The organism is Kribbella sp. NPDC000426, from assembly GCF_040300265.1.
Classification (GTDB): Bacteria; Actinomycetota; Actinomycetes; order Propionibacteriales; family Kribbellaceae; genus Kribbella.
Genome location: NZ_JBEPDK010000004.1, coordinates 661,255 through 680,901 on the forward strand (window position 1 = coordinate 661,255; position 19,647 = coordinate 680,901).

The window sequence follows — 19,647 nt, forward strand, 5'->3', positions numbered from 1 at the left end:
TCCAAGAGAGCCTTTCCGCCTGCCAGAAATACACCTGACCACTTCCAACCATAGATTTGAGCGTCAGCCGGTGTGGGCGATCTGTTCCTCGATGCGGAACTGCAGGCCGTCGGCGGCTGCGAGGTACACGTCTTGGTCGACGAGGTTGCCGGTGAGGCGGAGGAGGCCGCGGGGGCTGTCGTAGAAGTGGCCGGTGGGGAGGGCTGCGGAGGTTTCGATGGATCCGGTGACCTCGCCGAGGCGGGCGAGGAAGCGGATCGCCTCGTAGCAGGATTCGCCGACCGCGTTCAGGGCGGGGGCGAAAGTGCCGAAGCGGGCGTAGTACTGCTGGGCGAACTCGTTGCTCTCGACCGTCGACAGGCCGTCGAAGTACGCCGCGGCCGCGTAGACGCCGCGGTTCGCGCCAGCCCCAGCGCCGAGCAGGGTGTTCTCCTCGATCGCGGTGCTGAGGCGGAGCAGCTCGTCACTCAGCCCGGCACGAGCGAACTGACGATTGAAGTGGACGGCGTCCTGTCCCATCAGCAACATGATCACGCCATCGGCCTTGGTTGCCTTGAGCCCGCTGATCACGTCGGAGAAGTCGGAGGTGCCGAGGGCAACATAAGCCGACTCGACGATGTCCAGGGCCTCTTGGGCAACGGATCCGGTCACCCGCGGATAGACGTAGTCGTTGCCGACGACAACCCATCGGCGAGCGCCGTGGTGCTCACGGAGCCATTGCGCCGCCGGGAGCAGCTGGTTGACCGGGCGCTCGCCGAGCATGAACACGCCGGGCGTGTCGTCGCCGCCCTCGTGCATCGCGGCGAACGCGTACACGACCCGCCCGCCGATCCGTCGCGTCAGCGCCACGCGTACGGCGGAGATGTGCCAGCCGGCCACCGCCTCGACCCGCCCGGAATCGACCAGCCGCCCGACCTCCTCGGCGACCACCTCAGGTGGACGACCGGCGTCGACCTGAACCAGCTCGACCCGACGCCCAGCGATGCCGTTGTGCGCGTTCAGTTGCTCGACGGCCAGCTGACCGCAGGCGAGGCAGGACGGCCCGTAGATCCCGGTCGGCCCTTGGAGCGGCACCACGAAGGCGATCGGCAGTACGTCGGAACGCCGCACCGGGACCTCCTTCTCGCCGTACTCCGGTCAAGTGTTATCGAATCGGAGGCGGAACTTCGAGCGAACAGCTATATTTCCCAGCACCTGGATCGAGGAGGGGTGCGGATGGCGTCAAGCCTGCTCCTGCTGCTGAAGCGGGTCGAGCGGGAGATCGAGCTCGGTCTGCAGCCGCTGCTCGACGAGTTCGGGCTGACGATCGAGCAGTGGCGGATCATGGCCGCGCTGCACGATGAGCCCGGCCAGCCGATGTCGCAGCTCGCGGAGTACGCCGTACTGCCCGCCGCCTCGCTGACCCGGCACGTGGACAAGCTGGTCGAGCGCGGACTCGTGCTGCGCCGCGTGCACACCGACGACAAGCGGCGGATCGTCACCGCCCTCTCCCCCGTCGGCGCGACCGTCGCCGACCGCCTCGCCGCCGCCCAGCGGGCGCTCGAGGCCGATCTCGCGGATTACTTCCAGATGGAAATACACGAACGTAGCGGATCGGCAACACGCAGGTAACACGGCGTTCCTAGGTTCCTTCCATTCGGGTGCATCCCCGCCGGCAACGTCGCCGGTACGCCGGAGCACCGCTCGCCCGAAGGTGCCGCAGGAGTTCCGCCATGACTGTTGAACCCTCGCTCGATCACCGCAGCCCTGTCCCTACCGTCCAGAACACCGCGACCCGCGAGACCCTTGAGGACTACACGCTCCGGTTCGCGCCGCGCAGCTACCGCAAGTGGTCCACCGGCGTGGTCGCCGTCTCGGCCCTCGGCGGGATCGCATACCTGGCCGACTTCGCGATCGGCGCGAACATCGGCATCTCGTACGGGACGACCAACGCGCTGTGGGGTATCGCGATCTTCGCGGTGGTCATCTTCGCGACCGGCCTGCCGCTGGCGTACTACGCCGCGCGGTACAACATCGACCTCGACCTGATCACCCGCGGCAGCGGCTTCGGGTACTACGGCTCGGTCGTGACGAACGTGATCTTCGCGTCGTTCACGTTCATCTTCTTCGCGCTCGAAGGCTCGATCATGGCGCAGGGCCTGCAGCTCGGGCTGCACGTGCCACTGTGGCTCGGGTACGCCGTGTCGACGCTGGTGATCTTCCCGCTGGTGATCTACGGGATGAAGGTGCTGTCGACGCTGCAGGTGTGGACGACGCCGCTGTGGCTGATCCTGATGGTGCTGCCGTTCGTCTACCTGGTCGTGTCGCACCCGTCCTCGGTGTCGACGTTCTTCTCGTATGGTCCGGATGCGGACTTCGGGTCGATGCTGCTGGCGGCCGGCGTGTGCCTGTCACTGATCGCGCAGATCGCCGAGCAGATCGACTACCTGCGGTTCATGCCGCCGAAGACGCCCGAGAACTCGCGCCGCTGGTGGACCGCCGTACTGCTGGCCGGCCCGGGCTGGGTGATCTTCGGTGCGCTGAAGCAGGTCATCGGGTTGTTCCTCGCGGTCTACATCATCGCCCAGGTCGACGGCGGTACGGCGATCGCGAACCAGCCGGTGCACCAGTTCCTGGAGATCTACCGCGGCTTCCTGCCGGGATGGCTGGCGATGACGCTGGCCGTCGTACTCGTGGTCATCAGCCAGGTGAAGATCAACGTGACGAACGCGTACTCCGGGTCGCTCGCCTGGACGAACTCGTACACGCGGCTGACCCGGCACTACCCCGGTCGGCTGGTGTTCCTCGGGTTCAACCTGGTGATCGCGCTGGTGCTGATGGAGGCGAACATGTTCGACTTCCTCAACACCATCCTCGGCTTCTACGCGAACTGCGGGATGGCGTGGATCGTGGTCGTTGCCTCCGACATCGTCTTCAACAAGTACCTGCTCGGGTTGTCACCCAAGGCCCCCGAGTTCCGGCGCGGCATGCTGTACGCCGTCAACCCGGTCGGCTTCGTCTCGATGGCCGCCGCCGCGGGCGTCTCGATCCTGGTCTTCTTCGGCGGCCTCGGCGACACGATCAAGCCGTACTCACCGCTGGTCGCGATCGGCCTGGCCCTGGTCCTGCCGCCCGTCCTCGCCGTCATCACCCGCGGCAAGTACTACCTGCGCCGCCCCGACGACGGCCTCGACCTCCCGATGTACGACGAACACGGCAACCCGTCCGGCGAAGTACTCACCTGCCACGTCTGCCGCCAGGACTACGAACGCCCCGACATGACCGCCTGCGCAACCCAGGCCGCCGCAGTCTGCTCCCTGTGCCTAAGCACAGACAAGCTATCCGACCACGTCCTCCCCGCGCACCCCTAACCAACCACCCGCGCTGCCGGCGCTGCCCGCGCTGCCGGCGCTGCCATGATCCAGGTTGGGGAGGATCTCACCCCCGATTCGGTACAAGATTCTCCCCAACCTCGTCTGGACCTCACAGGCTGCTTGCAGTCTCGAGCTTTGAAGGGAGTCGGCGGTGGTTGTTCCTGCGGCGGGGCGGCCCCGCAACCTCACACCATGAACTTCACTCCAGCTGATGTTGAGAAGCTGCTGCTCTCCGTGGCCGGCATGGTCGCCCGCGACCGGCTGGCCCGGGGGGTGCTGCTGAACCACCCGGAAGCGGTGGCGTTGCTGAGCACGTGGGTGATCGAGCGGGCGCGCGAAGGCGCTCGCGTCTCCGACCTGATGGAGAGCGGCCGCCTGGTGCTCACCCGCGACCAGGTGATGCCGGGAGTGGCCGAAATGCTCCACGACGTACAGGTCGAGGCCACGTTCCCCGACGGCCGGAAGCTCGTGACTATCCACAACCCGATCATTTGAAGGCAGGTCCCATGGCTGACGCCGATAGACTTAGCACGGAAGGACAGGGGGCGCACACAGCCCACTCGGTCGCACCTGGTGCACTGGGTGTCGAGGTCGCACCTGATGCACTTGGTATCGCAGTCGCACCTGGTGCAGTTCGTGTCGCGCCGGGCACGATCCGCCTGAACGCCGATCGCACCGACGCCGAACGCCTGCGCCTGGTGATCGTGAACACCGGCGACCGGCCGATCCAGATCGGGTCGCACCTGCACCTGCCGGATGCCAACGCGGCGCTGTCGTTCGACCGCGAGGCGGCGCGGGGGTTCCGCCTCGACGTACCGTCCGGGACGTCGCAGCGGTTCGAGCCCGGGGCGTCCCGCGAGGTGGACCTAATGGCGTTGAGAGGCAAACGCCGGGTGCCGGGCATCCAGCTGAAGCCGGCCGGTGCCGACGACCTCGGCGCCGACAACGTGGGCGAGGTGGACCGTGGTTGAGATCTCACGGGCGGCGTACGCGGCGTTGTATGGGCCGACCGTCGGGGATCAGGTTCGGTTGGCGGATACCGACCTGTGGGTGGAGGTTGAGCGCGACTTCACCGTTGGTGGGGAGGAGGTGGTGTTCGGGGGTGGGAAGTCGATCCGGGAGTCGATGGCGCAGGGTACGACGACGCGGGCCGAGGGTGCGCCGGACACGGTGATCACCAACGTGCTCGTGGTGGACTGGTGGGGCATCGTTCGCGCCGACGTCGGGATTCGCGACGGCCGGATCGTCGCGCTCGGTCGCGCCGGGAATCCGGACATCGCGGACGGCGTACACCCGGACCTGCGGATCGGACCGTCCACCGACGTGATCGCCGGCGAGGGGCGCATCCTCACGGCCGGGGCGATCGACTCGCACGTGCACCTGCTGTCGCCTTCACAATTGCACGAGGCGCTCGCGACCGGGATCACCACGGTCGTCGGCGGCGGGACCGGGCCCAGCGAGGGTTCGAAGGCGACGACGGTAACCCCGGGCGCGTGGCACTTGGAGCAGATGCATCGCGCGCTGGACGCCGTACCGCTCAACATTCTCCTGCTCGGCAAGGGCAACACGGTCAGCGCGGACGCCCTGGCGGAGCAGGCGCTCGCGGGTGCGGCCGGCTACAAGGTGCACGAGGACTGGGGTTCGACGCCGGCCGCGATCGACTCCGCGCTGCGGGCCGCGGACGAGTGGGGTCTGCAGGTCGCGCTGCACGCGGACAGCCTCAACGAGGCCGGGTACGTCGAGTCGACGCTTGGCGCGATCGCGGGCCGGTCGATCCACGCGTTCCACGTCGAGGGCGCGGGCGGCGGTCACGCGCCGGACATTCTCTCGATCGCGTCGTACCCGCACGTGATCCCCGGCTCCACCAACCCGACCCTGCCGCACACCGTGAACACGGTCGCCGAGCACCTCGACATGCTGATGGTCTGCCACCACCTCAGCCCGGACGTGCCGGAGGACCTCGCGTTCGCCGAGTCGCGGATCCGGGCCACCACGATCGCGGCCGAGGACATTCTGCACGACCTCGGCGCGCTCTCGGTCACCTCGTCGGACGCGCAGGCGATGGGCCGGATCGGTGAGGTGATCACCCGCACCTGGCAGGTCGCGCACGTGATGAAGCACCGCCGCGGCGCGCTCGCCGGGGATCTCCCGGCCGACAACGAGCGCGTCCGCCGGTACGTCGCGAAGTACACGATCAACCCGGCTGTTGCCCACGGCATCGATCACGAGGTCGGCTCGGTGGAGCCGGGTAAGCTCGCGGACCTGACGCTGTGGGATCCGCGGTACTTCGGCGTCCGCCCGAGCCTGGTGATCAAAGGCGGCGCGATCGCGTGGGCCGCGCTGGGCGACCCGAACGCGTCGATCCCGACGCCGCAGCCGGTGCTGATGCGGCCTGCGTTCGGCGACGCGATCGGCGCCGATCTGTCGTACACGTTCGTGTCGCCCGCGGCGCTCGAGGACGGGCTGGCGGAACGGCTCGGGTTGCGCCGGCGGCTGCTCGGCGTACGGCCGACTCGTGACGTCGGCAAGGCGGACATGAAGAACAACAGCGCGCTGCCGAGCATCGAGATCGACCCGGAGACGTTCGCCATCGAGGTCGACGGCGAACTCGTGGAGCCGTCGCCGGCGGAGGTGCTTCCGCTCGCCCAGTTGTACGCGATGTTCTGATGGGTACGGCGGAACTGGTCGCGCTGATGCTCGCCGACGGACGCCTGCCCACCGGCGGGCACACCCAGTCGGCCGGCCTCGAGCCCGCCGTACGCGCCGGGCTAGGTGCCGACGGCAAACAACTTGCCGACGTGGCGGCGTACGCCCGCGACCGCCTCCGGACAGTCGCCCGCGTAGACGCCGCGGTCGCCGTCCTGGCCCGCCACGTCGTCCTCACCGCCCCCGAACCACCGAGTCGTGCAGATTGGTCGACACCCCCTCCGCCGAGTCGTGAATCCTGGTCGCCAAATCACAACCCCAAACCACGACTCGACGCCGACCGGCTCGAGGCGGGTGGGGTTGGGTGGGGGTTGGGGGTGGTGGAGGGGGCTTGGGCGGGGCGGACTTCTTCGCATGTGGTTCGAGGGGTGGTTCGGCGGCAGGGGCGGTTGTTGTTGCGGTTGGTGGGGCGGGTTTGGCCGGGGGTGACTGAGTATTTGCCGGCTGATCGGGAGATTGCGCGGCCGGTTGTGTTGGGGGTGGTGGCGGCGGTGACGGGGATGTCGCCCGAGCAGGTGGCACGGGTTAGTGCGTACGACGATGTGCAGACCGTCGTGTCCGCCTCGTTGAAGCTGCTGCCGGTGGACCCCGCCGAGGCCGCGACCTGGCTTGCCGCGTTGCACGACGACATCGAAGAGCTCGTCGCCGAGGTCGCGCCGCTGACCGACGTCGACAAGATCCCCGCCAACGCGGCCCCACTCATAGACATCCACGCACAGAACCACGCGACCGAGAGAATGAGGTTGTTCCATGCCTGACATGCCCGAGACCCGCTCCTTCCGGCTGGGCGTAGCCGGACCGGTCGGCACCGGTAAGAGCTCGCTGATCGCGACGATCTGCCGCGAACTCGCCGACGAGCTCCGCCTGGGCGTGATCACCAACGACATCTACACCGACGAGGACGCCCGGCTGCTGCGGGCGGCCGGCGTACTCGACCCGGACCGGATCCGTGCCGTCGAGACCGGCGCCTGCCCGCACACCGCGATCCGCGACGACGTCACGCCGAACCTGATCGCGGTCGAGGACCTCGAACGCGACTTCGCCCCGCTGGACGTCGTACTCGTCGAGTCCGGCGGCGACAACCTGACCGCGACCTTCTCCCCCGCCCTCGTCGACGCCCAGATCTTCGTCCTCGACGTCGCCGGCGGCGGTGACGTCGCGCGCAAGGGCGGACCCGGGATCGCCCGGGCCGATCTGCTCGTCGTCAACAAGACCGACCTCGCGCCGTACGTCGAGGTGGACGTCGACCAGATGGTCAAGGACGCCGAGGCCGCCCGCGACGGCAAACCCGTGCTCGCGCTCTCCCGGAAGGACCCCGCCTCGGTCACCAGGCTCAAAGACTGGGTCCGCAACATGACGAACCACGTACGCACCGGCGACCACACCCCCGTCGACCCCGGCCCGATGGCGCCGCACTCGCACGTCGGCGAGGACGGCAGCGTGATCACCCATGTCCACACGCATTGACGTCACCGCCGACCCGGTCCGTGACCGCTGCCTGCTGACGACCGGCCACCTGTCGCCGCGACGGCTGCACGGTCCGCCAGGCGTGGTGCGCGTCGCGCTCGTGGCCGCGGGTGCCCTGCTGCTCGCCGGGGACGAAGTACGCATCGAGATCGCCGTCTCCGGTCCCGCCAGGCTCGAGATCGTGGAGACGGCCGGCACCGTCGCGTACGCGATGCGCGGCGGCTCGGCCCGCTGGGACGTCGACATCCGCCTCACCGACGGCGCCAGCCTCCAGTGGTACGCCGAGCCGTTCGTCGTCTCCGCCGGCGCCGACGTTACCCGCACCCTGACCGCGCGCCTCGAGACCACCTGCACCGCCCAGCTCCGCGAGTCCCTCGTCCTCGGACGGTACGGCGAAGTCGGCGGCACGCTCCGTACGGCGACCCGCGCCTGGCTCGACGACGACCTCCTCCTCGCCGAAGACCTCGACCTGTCCCCCGAGACCCGCACCGGCTGGGCGATCCTCGGCTCGGCTCGCTGCCTCGACAGCGTCACCGCCCTGGGCTTCCGCCTCCCGGACACGACACACACGCTCCAGCTGGAAGGACCCGGCTCGATCGCGCGGCAACTGCTGCACGAGCAACACGAGAGCGATCTCATCCAGACGCCTGTGTGATGGTCAGCGAGGCTCCGCGGACTTAGGCTGGATCGGTTCGGCAACTGCGGCGTTCCGAAAGTGCGTCGTGGTCTCACCGCTGGAAGGGCGGACGGACGGTGGAGCATGGCGGCGGAGCCGAGGCAGGGCGAGCTCAGGCAACGGCTCTGCTCGGGCGCCGCTCCGAACGCGCCGTACTCGACCAGCTACTCGCCGATATCCGCCACGGCGGCAGCCAGGTTCTCGTCCTCCGCGGCGAGGCCGGCGTCGGGAAGTCCGCGCTGCTGAACTACGCCACCGAATCCGCGCCCGATCTGCGGCAGCTGCGTGCGGTCGGCGTCCAGTCCGAGATGGAGCTGGTGTTCGCGGCTCTGCACCAGCTGTGCATGCCACTCCTCGACCGGATGGAGCGGATCCCGGAGCCCCAGCGGCGGGCGCTCGCCACGGTGTTCGGCATGGCGCCCGGGCCGGCGCCGGATCGGTTCATGGTCGGGCTCGCCGTACTCAGCCTGATCTCGGATCTCGCTGCCGAGCAGCCGGTGCTGGTGGTGGTCGACGACGCGCAATGGCTCGACACCGCGACCGCTCAGACGCTCGGGTTCGTCGCCCGCCGGATCGGCAACGAGGCGGTCGGTCTGCTGTTCGGCGCGCGCGAGGTCGGCGTGGAGCTCAACGGTCTCCCGGAGCTCGACGTCGACGGCCTGCCGGACGACGAAGCACGCGCGTTGCTGGGGTCGGCGGTCGAGTTCCTGCTGGACGCCCCGATCCGGGATCGCATTGTGGCCGAGACCGGTGGCAACCCGTTGGCGTTGCTGCAGTTGCCTAGAGGACTGACTGCGACCCAGCTGGCGGCCGGGTTCGGCCTGCTGGGCGCCCAGGGGTTGCCGGGACGGATCGAGCAGAGCTTCCTGCGCCAGGCCGATGCGCTGCCGCCACCGACGCGTCGCCTCCTACTGGTCGCGGCCGCCGAGCCGGTCGGCGATCCGGTCCTGGTACGGCGGGCCGCCGACCAGCTCGGGATCGATGCCGCGTTCGCCGAGATCGACGGTCTGTTGAGCCTCGGCGAACGGGTGACGTTCCGCCATCCGCTGGTGCGGTCGGCCTTGTACGGATCGGCGTCCGCGACCGAGCGTCGCGCCGTACATCTGGCTCTGGCCGGGGCGACGGATTCCGTCACCGACCCTGACCGGCGGGCCTGGCATCTGGCTGCGGCCGCGACCGGGCCGGACGAGGCAGTCGCTGTGGAGTTGGAGCGGTCTGCGGACCGGGCGCAGGCACGCGGCGGGTTCGCGGCGGCTGCGGCGTTCCTGCAACGGGCGGTCGTGCTGACGCGCGATCCGGTACGCCGTACCGAGCGCGCGCTCGCCGGAGCGCAGGCCAGCGTGCAGGCCGGCGCCTTCCGGACCGCATGGGAGCTGCTGGCGACAGCGGAGGCGGGCCAACTCGACGACCTCGGGCGCGCGCGGATCGACCTCCTCCGCGCCGAGGCAGCCTTCGCCCAACAACGCGGCCGCGACGCCCCCGGCCTCCTGCTGCGGGCCGCCCGCACACTCGAGCCCCTCGACGTACGCCTGGCCCGTGACACCTACCTCGACGCCTGGAGCGCAGCGCTCTTCGCGGGCCAGTTGGCGGCGGGCACCGGCCTCCGCGAGGTCTCCCAGGCCGCGATGGCGGCCCCGCGCCCCGACGGGTCCGAGCGCAGTTCGGATGTGATGCTGGACGGGTTCGCGCTGTTGTTCTCCGCCGGGCGCGACGAGGCGGTGCCGTACCTCAAGCGGGCCGCGGTCGCCTTCGGCGACGGAGACGTCTCGGCCGAGGAGATCCTGCGCTGGGGGTGGCTGGCTACGGCTGCGGCCGCGACCGCGTGGGACTTCGAAGCCTGTCTGGCCGCATCCATCCGGCAGGTGGAGACCGCGCGACGCGCCGGTGCGCTCGCCGTACTCGCCGTCGGCGTCAACGTGCTCGGGCAGGTGTTCGCGATGGCGGGTGAGTTCGCCGAAGCGACCTCGCTCCGCGCCGAGGCAGACGCCGTACGCGAGGCCACCGGCACCCACATCGGCCCGTACGGCGCGCTCGTGCTGACCGCGTTCCAAGGCCGCCCGGACGACGCGTTCCCGCTGATCGACGACACCATCGCGCGGACGACGGCCGAGGGCCAGGGCACCGCGGCGCAGTACGCGCGCTGGGCCAGGTCCGTCGTCCTGAACGGGCTCGGCCACCACGACGAAGCGTTGCCCTGGGCAACTCTCGCCGCCGAGGACACACCCGAGCTGTTCGTGTCGTCCTGGGCGCTGAGCGAGCAGATCGAGGCCGCCGTACACAGCGGACACCCGCAGGAGGCCGCCGCCGCGCTCGCCCGCCTGCAGGAGAAGACACGCGGCACCGACGAGCCCTGGGCACTCGGCGTCGAAGCACGCGCCCGCGGACTCGTCCACAAAGACGAGAAGGCGTACGTCGAGGCGATCGAGCACCTCAACGGCACCAAACTGCGCCCGGACCTCGCCCGCGCGCACCTGCTGTACGGCGAATGGCTGCGCCGGCAGACACGCCGCGGCGACGCCCGCACAGAGCTGCGTACGGCGTACGAGATGTTCTCCGAGATCGGCATGACCGCGTTCGCCGACCGCGCGCGCCGCGAACTGCAAGCCACCGGCGAGACCGTACGCCGACGCGCAGCCGCCTCGACCGCAGGCGACGAGCTCACCCCGCAGGAACGCCAGATCGCCCTGCTCGTCCGGGACGGCCTGTCCAACCCCGAGGTGGGCACCCGGCTGTTCCTCAGCCCGCGCACAGTCGAATGGCACCTGCGGAAGATCTTCGACAAGCTCTCGATCAGCTCTCGCCGCCAACTCCGCGACGCACTCCCCGAAGCCGGCTAGCCCGGGATCAGCTGCTGTCCCCCGTCGACGTCGTACGTCGCGCCGGTCAGCGCCGTGTTCGTCATCAGGTGCACGACCAGCGCCGCCACGTCCACAGGGCCGACGACCCGCCCGATCGGCAGCGTGGCCCGCAGTTGCGCGCGGCGCTCCTCGAGCTGATTCCCGAGCAGCCGCGCCGACAGCGGCGTGTCGACGAAGCCGGCGGCGACCGTGTTGACCCGGATCGGGGCGATCTCGACGGCCAGGTTCGCGACGATCGCGGACTGCGCGGCCGTCGCGATGGCCGCGAGCATCAGCCCGACCCCCGGCCGCCGCGCGCCCGTACCGCTGATGAACGTCAGCGAGCCGCCCGCACGAACCCTGCCGCTGCACAACCGCGCGATCCGCAACGAGCCGACCAGATGCTGGTTGACGAACCGCTCGGCCTCCCCCAGATCGAGCTCGGCGAGCGGCGCGTAGAACGGACCGCTCCCGCCCATCAGGATGTGGTCCAGCTGCTCGGGCAGCTCGCCGAACACCCGCTCGACGTCCGCGGAATCGTCCAGGTCGAGCGTCAGCGCCCGCTCGGCACCGATCTCGACGGCCGCCTTCTCGAGCCGCTCGCGATCCCGCCCGGTGATGACGACCCGCGCGCCGGCCGCCCGGGCCAGCCGCGCGGTCTCCAGCCCGATGCCCGCACTGCCGCCCATCACCACCACGACCTGATCGGCGAGACTCGCCGTTGGCTCGGTCATCGTGCTCTCTCCTCAGTCGAATCAGTCGAATCAGTCGAATCAGTTGGTTACCGGTACGGCGCAACCGTGCACGCGAGGTGTCGCCGGAAGCTGAGCGGCGGACGGGCGACCGCGGGCGACGAACACCATCGTGATCACCGCGGCGACGACACTCAAGGCCGACATCACGAGCATGGCTGTCTGGTACCTGTTCGCCAACGGCCCAGCCAGCTCGTCCGAGCCGCCCACGCCCAGCAGCGCGGGGACGAGCGCGATCAGAACCACCCCGCCGACCCGGGACGCGGCATCGTTGATCGCCGACGCCTCGCCCAGATCCGCATCGTCAACAGCGGCCAGTACGCCGGCTGTCAACGGTGCAACCGTCAACCCGATACCGAGACCCCACAACAGCGCGCCGGGCAGGATCGCCTGCACATAGCTCTGACCGGGTTGCGCCGCAGACAGCCAGGCGAACCCGCCGGCCACGATCAGGATGCCGATGGCCATCGGCCAGCGCGTCCCGACCCGTGCCACCAGACCGCCGACGAACGGCGAGACCAGCAGGAACACGGCCGACTCCGGAATCAGCGCCGCACCCGCCTCGGTAGCGCTGTACCCGAGCCGCAGCTGGCACTGCAGGACAACCAGGTAGCTGGCGGCCGACAGCGCGCCGTAGAAGAGGATCGTGGCGGCGTTGATCGCAACGAACTGGCGGATCCGGAACAGCGCCGTACGCAGCATCGGCGCCGACTGCCTCTGCTCCACCGGAATCAGCGCGACCAGGCAGACCACGCCGACGACAGCCGACACCAGGACCGGTGCGCTGGTCCAGCCCGACGCCGGTCCGGCCGTCAGCGCGTAGATCACGCCACCCAGCCCGAGCACGGTGAACAGGGCACCCACGACGTCGACCGACAGGGGACGCCGCTCACGCGCGACCTCGGGTACGCCGTGCAGTACCCACAACCCGGCCGCGATCAGCGGGACGTTCAGGAGGAACACGTACCGCCACGAGCCGTGGTCGATCAACCAGCCGCCGCCGTACGGGCCGAGCGTCGTACCGAGCGTCGACAGACCGGCCCAGACACCGATCCCCTTGGCCCGGTCGACCGACCGGAGTGTCCCGTTCAGCAGGGCGAGACTGCTCGGTACGACGAGCGCACCGCCCGCGCCCTGCACCACGCGGGCCGCGATCAGGGCACCGCCGTTCGGGGCTGCGGCGCAGCACAGCGACGCGACCAGCATGACGATGAGACCGGCGACCAGGATCCGGCGCCAGCCGAAGTGGTCGGCGAGCGCACCGGCGAGCAGGAGCAGCGACGCGACGGTGACGAGGTACCCGGTCAGCACCCATTGGAGCTCGCTCACACCGATCTCCAGGTCGCGGCCGATCGCCGGGATCGCGACGTTGATCATGTACGCGTCGATGAACCCGACCATCGACGCCAGCACCGTTGCGGCGACCAGCAGAGCGCCGGCCCTCCCTCGCAACGCGACCAGCCCCGCGCCGGTCACCGCAGGCTCACTCATCCGACCTCCCAGCCGCTCACGGCTCCACGATCAGGCCCCCGGACCGGGTCGCGCCACAGCGCCGGTCCCTGGTCGGGCGAAACCAGGGACACTCCCTGGCCCGCCCGCTGCGCGCTCCGCGCGAGCCTGGAACCGCAGGTTCGAAGGGAGCCCAAGACTGATGACTGAGTACGACGTGATCGTCCTCGGAGCCGGCGCTCCGGGTGAACACTGTGCAGCCGCCCTGACCAAGGGCGGTGCGCGGGTTGCCATCGTCGAGCGCGAACTGCTCGGTGGCGAGTGTTCCTATTGGGCCTGTATCCCGTCGAAAACTCTGCTACGACCTGGCGAGGCGCTGGCCGAGGCGCTCGACGCGCCCGGCGCGCGGGAGGCCGTGACCGGATCGCTCGACACACACGCCGCCCTCGGGTGGCGTGACTTCATGGTGTCGAACTACGACGACGCCGGCGGGGTCTCGTGGGCCAAGAGCGTCGGCCTCGAGGTACTGCGCGGCCACGGCCGGCTCGCGGGGCCGCACACCGTCGCAGTGGACAATCGGACGCACACCGCCGACAACATCGTGATCGCGTGCGGCGCCGATCCGGTGATCCCGCCTGTTCCCGGACTGCGTGAGCTGCCCGGTGTGTGGACGAACCGGGACGTGACCGGGCTGGTCGACGTACCCGACCGGCTGCTCGTGCTCGGCGGTGGGGCGACCGGTGTCGAGATGAGTCAGGCGCTGGCTCGGATGGGCTCGACCGTCACACTGATCGAGCGCGACGAGCACCTCATGCCGCGTGAGCCGCGGGCGGTCGGCGAGGCGATCGCGGTCGCGCTGGCGGCCGACAAGGTCGACGTACGGGTGGGTACCGGCGCGGAACGCGTCCGGCTCGACGGGGCGACGTACGTGATCGAACTGAGCGACGGAAGTCAGGTCGAGGGCGACCGCGTCCTGGTCGCGACCGGTCGTCGTCCGCGCGTCGACAACATCGGGCTGGAGACCGTCGGCATCGTCGCGAACCCGCGGGGTATCGCGGTCGACGACCGGCTGTCGGCCGGTCCCGGCCTGTGGGCGATCGGCGACGTTACGGGCCTGTGGCAACTGACCCATGTCGGCGAATACCAGGGCCGTGTTGCCGCGAGCAACATTCTTGGCAAGCCGCGGACCGCGGACTACCGGGCGGTCCCGCGGGTCGTGTACAGCTACCCGCAGGCCGCCTCGGTGGGTGACGCCGAGGGGCCGTACACAGCCACGATCCAATTGTCCGGGGTGCCGCGTACGGCGACGTACCTGCGCTCGTACGACACGCAGCCCGGGTTCCTGACCCTCGTCTCCGACGGGACCGTCGTCACCGGCGCCTACGCGGTCGGCCCCGAAGCCGGCGAATGGCTCCAGCAGGCAACCCTGGCCATCCGCGCCAGGACCCCGATCCCGGTCCTCCTCGACGTCATCCAGCCCTTCCCAACCTTCTCCGAGGCCTTCCTCCAAGCCCTCCGCCAGCTAGCCGACGAGTGACGCACACCGTCACAGGGCCGGTGTCATCAGGGCGAGCATGGTGGCCATGCCGGCGCAGGAGAGGCCGTGGCAGCCGCAGAGGGTTCGGTGGCCGGGGGTGCGGGCGGCGTGGACGAGCCACCAGGCGGCGGTGATGACGAGCAGGCCGACGGCGGACCAGCTCAGCATCGTCGTCCAGGCCTCGCCGGACATCAGGCGGGGCATCGCGGCCAGCATCCAGACCATGCCGAGGTTCATGCCGGCGTGCGCCATCGCGCCGGCCCGCTCGGGGACGGTCTCCAAGCCGGAGAGGTGGTAGAAGAAGACGACCGCGAGCCCGCTGAAGACCGCCATCTGAGCCCACTGGCCGGTCGCTGCCATCGGCCACCACAGCATCACGAGCATTGCCGGGCTCATCAGGGCATGGCTGACGTCGACGACGGTCTCGATCCCCTGCCAGCGCCTCGTGCTCAGCCGCCAAACGCCGTACAGACCTGTCGCAGCGAAGACCGCGGTCAGGACGATCGTCCAGGCTCCAGTCACCACGCCCCTCTAACTCCAGTCGTCGCAAAGAAGTTCCGCTGCTGGGAACTGTTCCCACAACTCGCTCGTATTCACCAGTTGGGGGTTGTGGCAACCGATCGATCAGGAGTGACGTGGGTACGACGCGCCACCGGCGGTGGCTGACCGGGTACGTCGTCCTGCTGGGCGTACTCGTTCTGGCCGCATCGCTGGTCACCACCGCACGAATGGGCTCGGCCAGTTACCTGCCGATCGCCCGCGACTACCCTGGTCGGCTGACCGGGCTCGTCGCGACCTTCGTCCGCGCGGTGGCCGATCTCTCCTCGCTGGTGACCGTCGGCGCGCTGGTCTCGGCGCTCGTCGCGGGCAAGGCGCGGCCCGTGCGCGAATCGGGTTCGCGGCGGCAGCTGGAGATCGCCGAGTGGTTCGAGCCGGTCCTCGTACGCCGGGCTGCCACGGTCTGGGTGGTCAGCTCCGGTCTCCTGATCGCGTTCGACTCCGCCGACTCGAACGGGCTGTCGCTCGGCCGGATCGCCAGCCCGAGCGCGCTCTGGTTCGCGATGTTCTCCGGCGACTTCGGGCGGGCCTGGATGATCACCTGCCTGGCCGCCATCGTGGTGCTCGTCACAAGCGTGGTGACGGTTCGCTGGGTCGCCTACCTGATCGCGCTCTGGGCAGCGCTCGCCGGCTCGCTCGCTCCGGTCGTCGTCGGCCAGGTCCTCGTCGGCCCGCGGCACGACTTCGCCGGCGACTCCGCCGTCTACCAGACGGTCGTCGCGCAGGTCCTTCTCGGGCTGGCCGTCGTACAGACCCTCAGGTTCGCCACCGGCCGCCGGAACCGGGCGCTCGACCGCACGCACTGGCGCAGCATCGCTCTGATCGGGGCCGTGCTGCTGATCGTGACCGAAGCGGTGCTGCTCTGGTTCAAGATGGCAGGCTCGTCGCCGTTCGCCTCGGCCACCGGCTGGCTCACGCTGGCCCGGTTGGCGGCGCTGGCGCTGGTTGCCGTCGGCCTGTACTCGGTTGCCCGCAGCAAACTCCCGCTCGGCGCCGTCCTGCTCACCACCGGTACGGCGGCCTTCGTTGCCTGCGGCATCGCGATGACCCGGATTCCCCCGCCGCAGTTCTTCGTGCCGACGTCGATCAGCCAGATCTTCTTCGGCTTCGACCTGAACAAGCCGCCCGCCTTCGCGACGCTGGTGAGCCAGTGGCGTCCGAACCTGCTCTTCGTGGTCGCCGCCGTCGCTGCTGTCACCGCCTATCTCGCCGGCGCCATCAGACTGCACCGTCGCGGCGAGTCGTGGCCCGTCGGCCGGACCATCGCCTGGACCCTCGGCTGGGTGCTGATCGTCGTGGTGACCAGCTCGGGCCTCGGGAAGTACTCCGGTCCGAGCTTCGCCGTCCACATGGCGATGCACATGGCGCTCAGCATGCTGATCCCCATCCCGCTCGTCCTCGGCGGACCGCTGACCCTCGCGCTCAAAGCTCTCCCGGCCGCGGCCAAGGACGCGCAGCCAGGTCCGCACGAGTGGATCGTCGCCGTACTCCACTCGCGGCCGCTCAAGGCGCTCTACCACCCGTTGCTTGTCTTCGGCATCTACATCGGTTCGTACTACGGCCTGTACTTCACCAACGCCTTCGGCACCCTGATGAAGTTCCATTGGGCCCACCAACTGATGAACGCCCACTTCCTGCTCGTCGGCTGCCTGTACTTCGGACTCGTGATCGGAGTCGACCAGACGCCGCGGAAACTGCCGTCGCTGGCGAAGCTGGGGTTCCTGTTCGCCGCGATGCCGTTCCACGCGTTCTTCGGCGTCATCCTGATGTCCGGCGGCGCGATCATCGGCGACTCGTTCTACCAGCACCTCGAGCTGCCGTGGAAGGTCGACCTCGCTGCCACGCAGCACACCGCCGGCGGTATCGCCTGGGCCGGCGGCGAGATCCCGCTGCTGATCGTGGTCGTCGTCCTCGCGCTGCAATGGGCGGTGCAGGACGGGAAGCTTGCCAAGCGCATCGATCGCCATCTCGACAGCGGCCTCGACGACTCGTACGACGCCTACAACGCGATGCTCGAACGCCTCTCCGAACGAACCGCTGACCGGACTGCGGACCGGACGAAGGAGCCGCGGTGACTCTGACCCGGACCGAGACGACCTCCGTCGAACTGCTGGTCGGCGGGATGACGTGCGCGGCCTGCGCCAACCGCGTCGAGCGCGCGCTGAACAAGCTCGACGGTGTCACGGCCAGCGTCAACTACGCGACCGAGCGCGCGATCGTCACCGGCGCCGGAGCGGATCTCGCGGACCGCGCGGCCAGTGCGGTCGACAAGGCCGGGTACGACGCGACCGTGCGCGATCCCGAGTCCGCGGACGAGCTCGCGGAGCAGCTGACGATCAAACGCGTGACCGCGCTCCGCCGCCGGCTGATCGTCGCGATCCTGCTGGCGATTCCGTTGATGGACGCAACGATCGTGCTGGCCGCCGTACCGTCGCTCCGCTTTCCCGGGTGGGAGATCGTCTCGCTGCTCGTCGCGCTGCCGGTTGTCACCTGGGCGGCGTACCCGTTCCATCGTGCGACGATCCGGAACTTGCGTCATCGTGCGGTGAGCATGGACACACTGGTGTCGCTGGGCATCGTGGTCTCGTTCGGGTGGGCGGCGGTGTCGGTGCTGTTGCCCGGGGCATCGAGCACTGGTGGTCATTGGCCGGGGCTGTCGTCGATCCCGCTCGACACCGGGGCGCTGTACCTCGACGTCGCGGCCGGCATGACGGTGTTCCAGCTCGCGGGGCGGTACTTCGAGACGAGGTCGCGGCGGCGTGCTGCCGATGTGTTCGGTGCGCTGAGCCGGTTGGCCACGCCGACGGCCCGGGTACTGCGGGACGGCGCGGAGGTCGACGTACCGACAGGACAGGTGGTGAAGGGCGAGGTTGTCGTCGTCAAGGCGGGCGAGATCGTGCCTGTCGACGGGACCGTGCTGGAGGGTTCGGCGGCTGTCGACACGAGCGTCGTGACCGGGGAGCCGTTGCCGCGGAGCGTGCGGCCCGGTGATCCCGTGATCGGCGGGACGATCAGCACGGACGGGCGGCTGGTACTGACGGCGACGGCGGTCGGTGCGCATACGCAGCTCGCGCAGATGGCGGCTGTCGCCGAGCAGGCGCAGGAGCGGAAGGCTCGCATCCAGCACACGGTCGACCGGATCATCGTCTGGTTCGTGCCCGCGGTCATCGCGCTCGCGATCGCCGTCACCGCCGGGTGGATCGTCTCCGGCGCGCCGTTCCAGCAGGCGATGGGGACGGGCATCGCAGTTCTCGTCATCGCGTGTCCGTGCGCGCTCGGGCTGGCGACGCCGACCGCGCTCATGGTCGGGATCGGCCGCGGCGCCACCCTCGGCATCCTGATCAAGGGCCAGGACGCGCTCGAAGCCAGCGGCGTGATCGACACCATCGTCCTCGACAAGACCGGCACCCTCACCACCGGCGAACTCGTCGTGGAACACATCGACCCCGACCTGCTCCGGTACGTCGTCTCGATCGAACACAACTCCGAACACCCCATCGCCCGCGCCGTAGAACGCCGCGCCGAGGCGGACGGCATCACCCCCCAACCAGTCACCAACTTCAAGGTCCACCCCGGCCAAGGCGCAACAGGCGTAGTAGACGGCCACCGAGTAGCCGCAGGAAACGCAACCCTCCTGCAATCAGAAGGCATCACCACCCAACCGGCCTACGGCTCGGCCGCAGCCGGCGCGGGTGGTGGTGCGGCGGGGTCAGTTGTTTATGTGGGGGTTGATGGCCGGATCGCTGGTTCGTTTGTGGTGGCGGATCGGTTGCGACCTACCGCAGGGGTGGCGGTTGAGGCGCTTCGGGGGCAAGGGCTGCGGACGGTCTTGCTGACTGGCGACAGTGAGGTGGTGGCCCGGGCGGTCGCGGCTGAGTTGGGGATCGAGGATGTGCGGGCGGGGGTGCTGCCTGCTGACAAGGCGGCGGTGATCGAGCGGCTGCGGGCTGAGGGTCATCGGGTGGCGATGGTCGGGGACGGGATCAACGACGCGGCGGCGCTTGCGACTGCGGACCTGGGGCTGGCGGTCGTGACCGGGACCGACATCGCGCTCAAGTCGGCCGACATCATCCTGGTGCGCGAAGACCTCCGAGTGATCCCGGACGCCATCGCGCTGGCCCGGCGTACCCGGCAGACCATCCACCGCAACCTGATCTGGGCGTTCGGCTACAACGTCGCCGCCGTGCCGATCGCCGCCGCCGGCCTGCTCAACCCGCTGATCGCAGCCGCCGCGATGAGCCTCTCGTCGCTGTTCGTCACCTACAACAGCCTGCGCCTCCGCGACTTCGGCACAGAGCCCGACCCCGAGTAA

At 69.6% G+C, this 19,647-nt stretch carries 16 protein-coding genes; 12 read left to right on the forward strand and 4 right to left on the reverse strand.

Features of this window, described 5'->3' with window-relative positions:
* Positions 1-63 precede the first annotated feature (63 nt).
* On the reverse strand, positions 64-1,110 hold the full coding sequence (locus ABT313_RS22435; RefSeq protein WP_350856938.1) for a substrate-binding domain-containing protein: 1,047 nt from the start codon (positions 1,108-1,110) through the stop codon (positions 64-66).
* Positions 1,111-1,215: 105 nt separating this feature from the next.
* On the opposite strand from ABT313_RS22435, the gene ABT313_RS22440 reads away from it, so the two are divergent.
* From ABT313_RS22440 to ABT313_RS22480, 9 genes are all read left to right on the forward strand, one after another.
* Entirely contained in the window at positions 1,216-1,611 is a 396-nt protein-coding gene (locus ABT313_RS22440) for a MarR family winged helix-turn-helix transcriptional regulator (RefSeq protein WP_350856941.1), read from the forward strand.
* Between the two features lie 101 nt (positions 1,612-1,712).
* Positions 1,713-3,350 (forward strand): purine-cytosine permease family protein, encoded by a 1,638-nt coding sequence (locus tag ABT313_RS22445; protein ID WP_350856944.1) that lies wholly within the window; start codon positions 1,713-1,715, stop codon positions 3,348-3,350.
* A gap of 195 nt (positions 3,351-3,545) precedes the next feature.
* Positions 3,546-3,848: an urease subunit gamma gene (locus ABT313_RS22450; RefSeq protein WP_350856947.1), complete on the forward strand. Its 303-nt coding sequence runs from the start codon at positions 3,546-3,548 to the stop codon at positions 3,846-3,848.
* A gap of 11 nt (positions 3,849-3,859) precedes the next feature.
* Entirely contained in the window at positions 3,860-4,324 is a 465-nt protein-coding gene (gene ureB, locus ABT313_RS22455) for an urease subunit beta (protein WP_502884010.1), read from the forward strand.
* Complete coding sequence (locus tag ABT313_RS22460; protein ID WP_350856950.1) at positions 4,317-6,020, forward strand: urease subunit alpha; 1,704 nt, start codon at positions 4,317-4,319, stop codon at positions 6,018-6,020. Before ureB ends, ABT313_RS22460 begins: the two co-directional genes overlap by 8 nt.
* A gap of 26 nt (positions 6,021-6,046) precedes the next feature.
* On the forward strand, positions 6,047-6,817 hold the full coding sequence (locus ABT313_RS22465; RefSeq protein ID WP_350857828.1) for an urease accessory protein UreF: 771 nt from the start codon (positions 6,047-6,049) through the stop codon (positions 6,815-6,817).
* Complete coding sequence (gene ureG, locus ABT313_RS22470; protein WP_350856953.1) at positions 6,810-7,526, forward strand: urease accessory protein UreG; 717 nt, start codon at positions 6,810-6,812, stop codon at positions 7,524-7,526. The genes ABT313_RS22465 and ureG overlap by 8 nt, the downstream gene beginning before the upstream one ends.
* Entirely contained in the window at positions 7,510-8,181 is a 672-nt protein-coding gene (locus ABT313_RS22475; RefSeq protein ID WP_350856956.1) for an urease accessory protein UreD, read from the forward strand. Before ureG ends, ABT313_RS22475 begins: the two co-directional genes overlap by 17 nt.
* 98 nt (positions 8,182-8,279) lie before the next feature.
* On the forward strand, positions 8,280-11,039 hold the full coding sequence (locus ABT313_RS22480) for a helix-turn-helix transcriptional regulator (protein WP_350856960.1): 2,760 nt from the start codon (positions 8,280-8,282) through the stop codon (positions 11,037-11,039).
* Here the strand turns inward: ABT313_RS22480 and ABT313_RS22485 are convergent.
* Both ABT313_RS22485 and ABT313_RS22490 read right to left on the reverse strand, forming a co-directional pair.
* Positions 11,036-11,773, reverse strand: a complete 738-nt coding sequence (locus ABT313_RS22485) for an SDR family oxidoreductase (protein ID WP_350856963.1) — start codon at positions 11,771-11,773, stop codon at positions 11,036-11,038. The genes ABT313_RS22480 and ABT313_RS22485 overlap by 4 nt on opposite strands.
* 39 nt (positions 11,774-11,812) lie before the next feature.
* On the reverse strand, positions 11,813-13,282 hold the full coding sequence (locus ABT313_RS22490; RefSeq protein ID WP_350856966.1) for an MFS transporter: 1,470 nt from the start codon (positions 13,280-13,282) through the stop codon (positions 11,813-11,815).
* A gap of 160 nt (positions 13,283-13,442) precedes the next feature.
* On the opposite strand from ABT313_RS22490, the gene ABT313_RS22495 reads away from it, so the two are divergent.
* Positions 13,443-14,777, forward strand: coding sequence for a dihydrolipoyl dehydrogenase family protein (locus ABT313_RS22495; protein WP_350856969.1), 1,335 nt, complete (start codon positions 13,443-13,445; stop codon positions 14,775-14,777).
* Positions 14,778-14,786: 9 nt separating this feature from the next.
* On the opposite strand, the gene ABT313_RS22500 is transcribed toward ABT313_RS22495, so the two are convergent.
* The gene (locus ABT313_RS22500; protein ID WP_350856972.1) at positions 14,787-15,299 is read right to left on the reverse strand and encodes a DUF5134 domain-containing protein; all 513 of its coding nucleotides are present in this window, start codon (positions 15,297-15,299) and stop codon (positions 14,787-14,789) included.
* Between the two features lie 113 nt (positions 15,300-15,412).
* On the opposite strand from ABT313_RS22500, the gene ABT313_RS22505 reads away from it, so the two are divergent.
* Together ABT313_RS22505 and ABT313_RS22510 are read left to right on the forward strand one after the other, a co-directional pair.
* Positions 15,413-17,410, forward strand: coding sequence for a cytochrome c oxidase assembly protein (locus ABT313_RS22505; RefSeq protein ID WP_350856974.1), 1,998 nt, complete (start codon positions 15,413-15,415; stop codon positions 17,408-17,410).
* Complete coding sequence (locus ABT313_RS22510) at positions 17,407-19,647, forward strand: heavy metal translocating P-type ATPase (RefSeq protein ID WP_502884011.1); 2,241 nt, start codon at positions 17,407-17,409, stop codon at positions 19,645-19,647. Before ABT313_RS22505 ends, ABT313_RS22510 begins: the two co-directional genes overlap by 4 nt.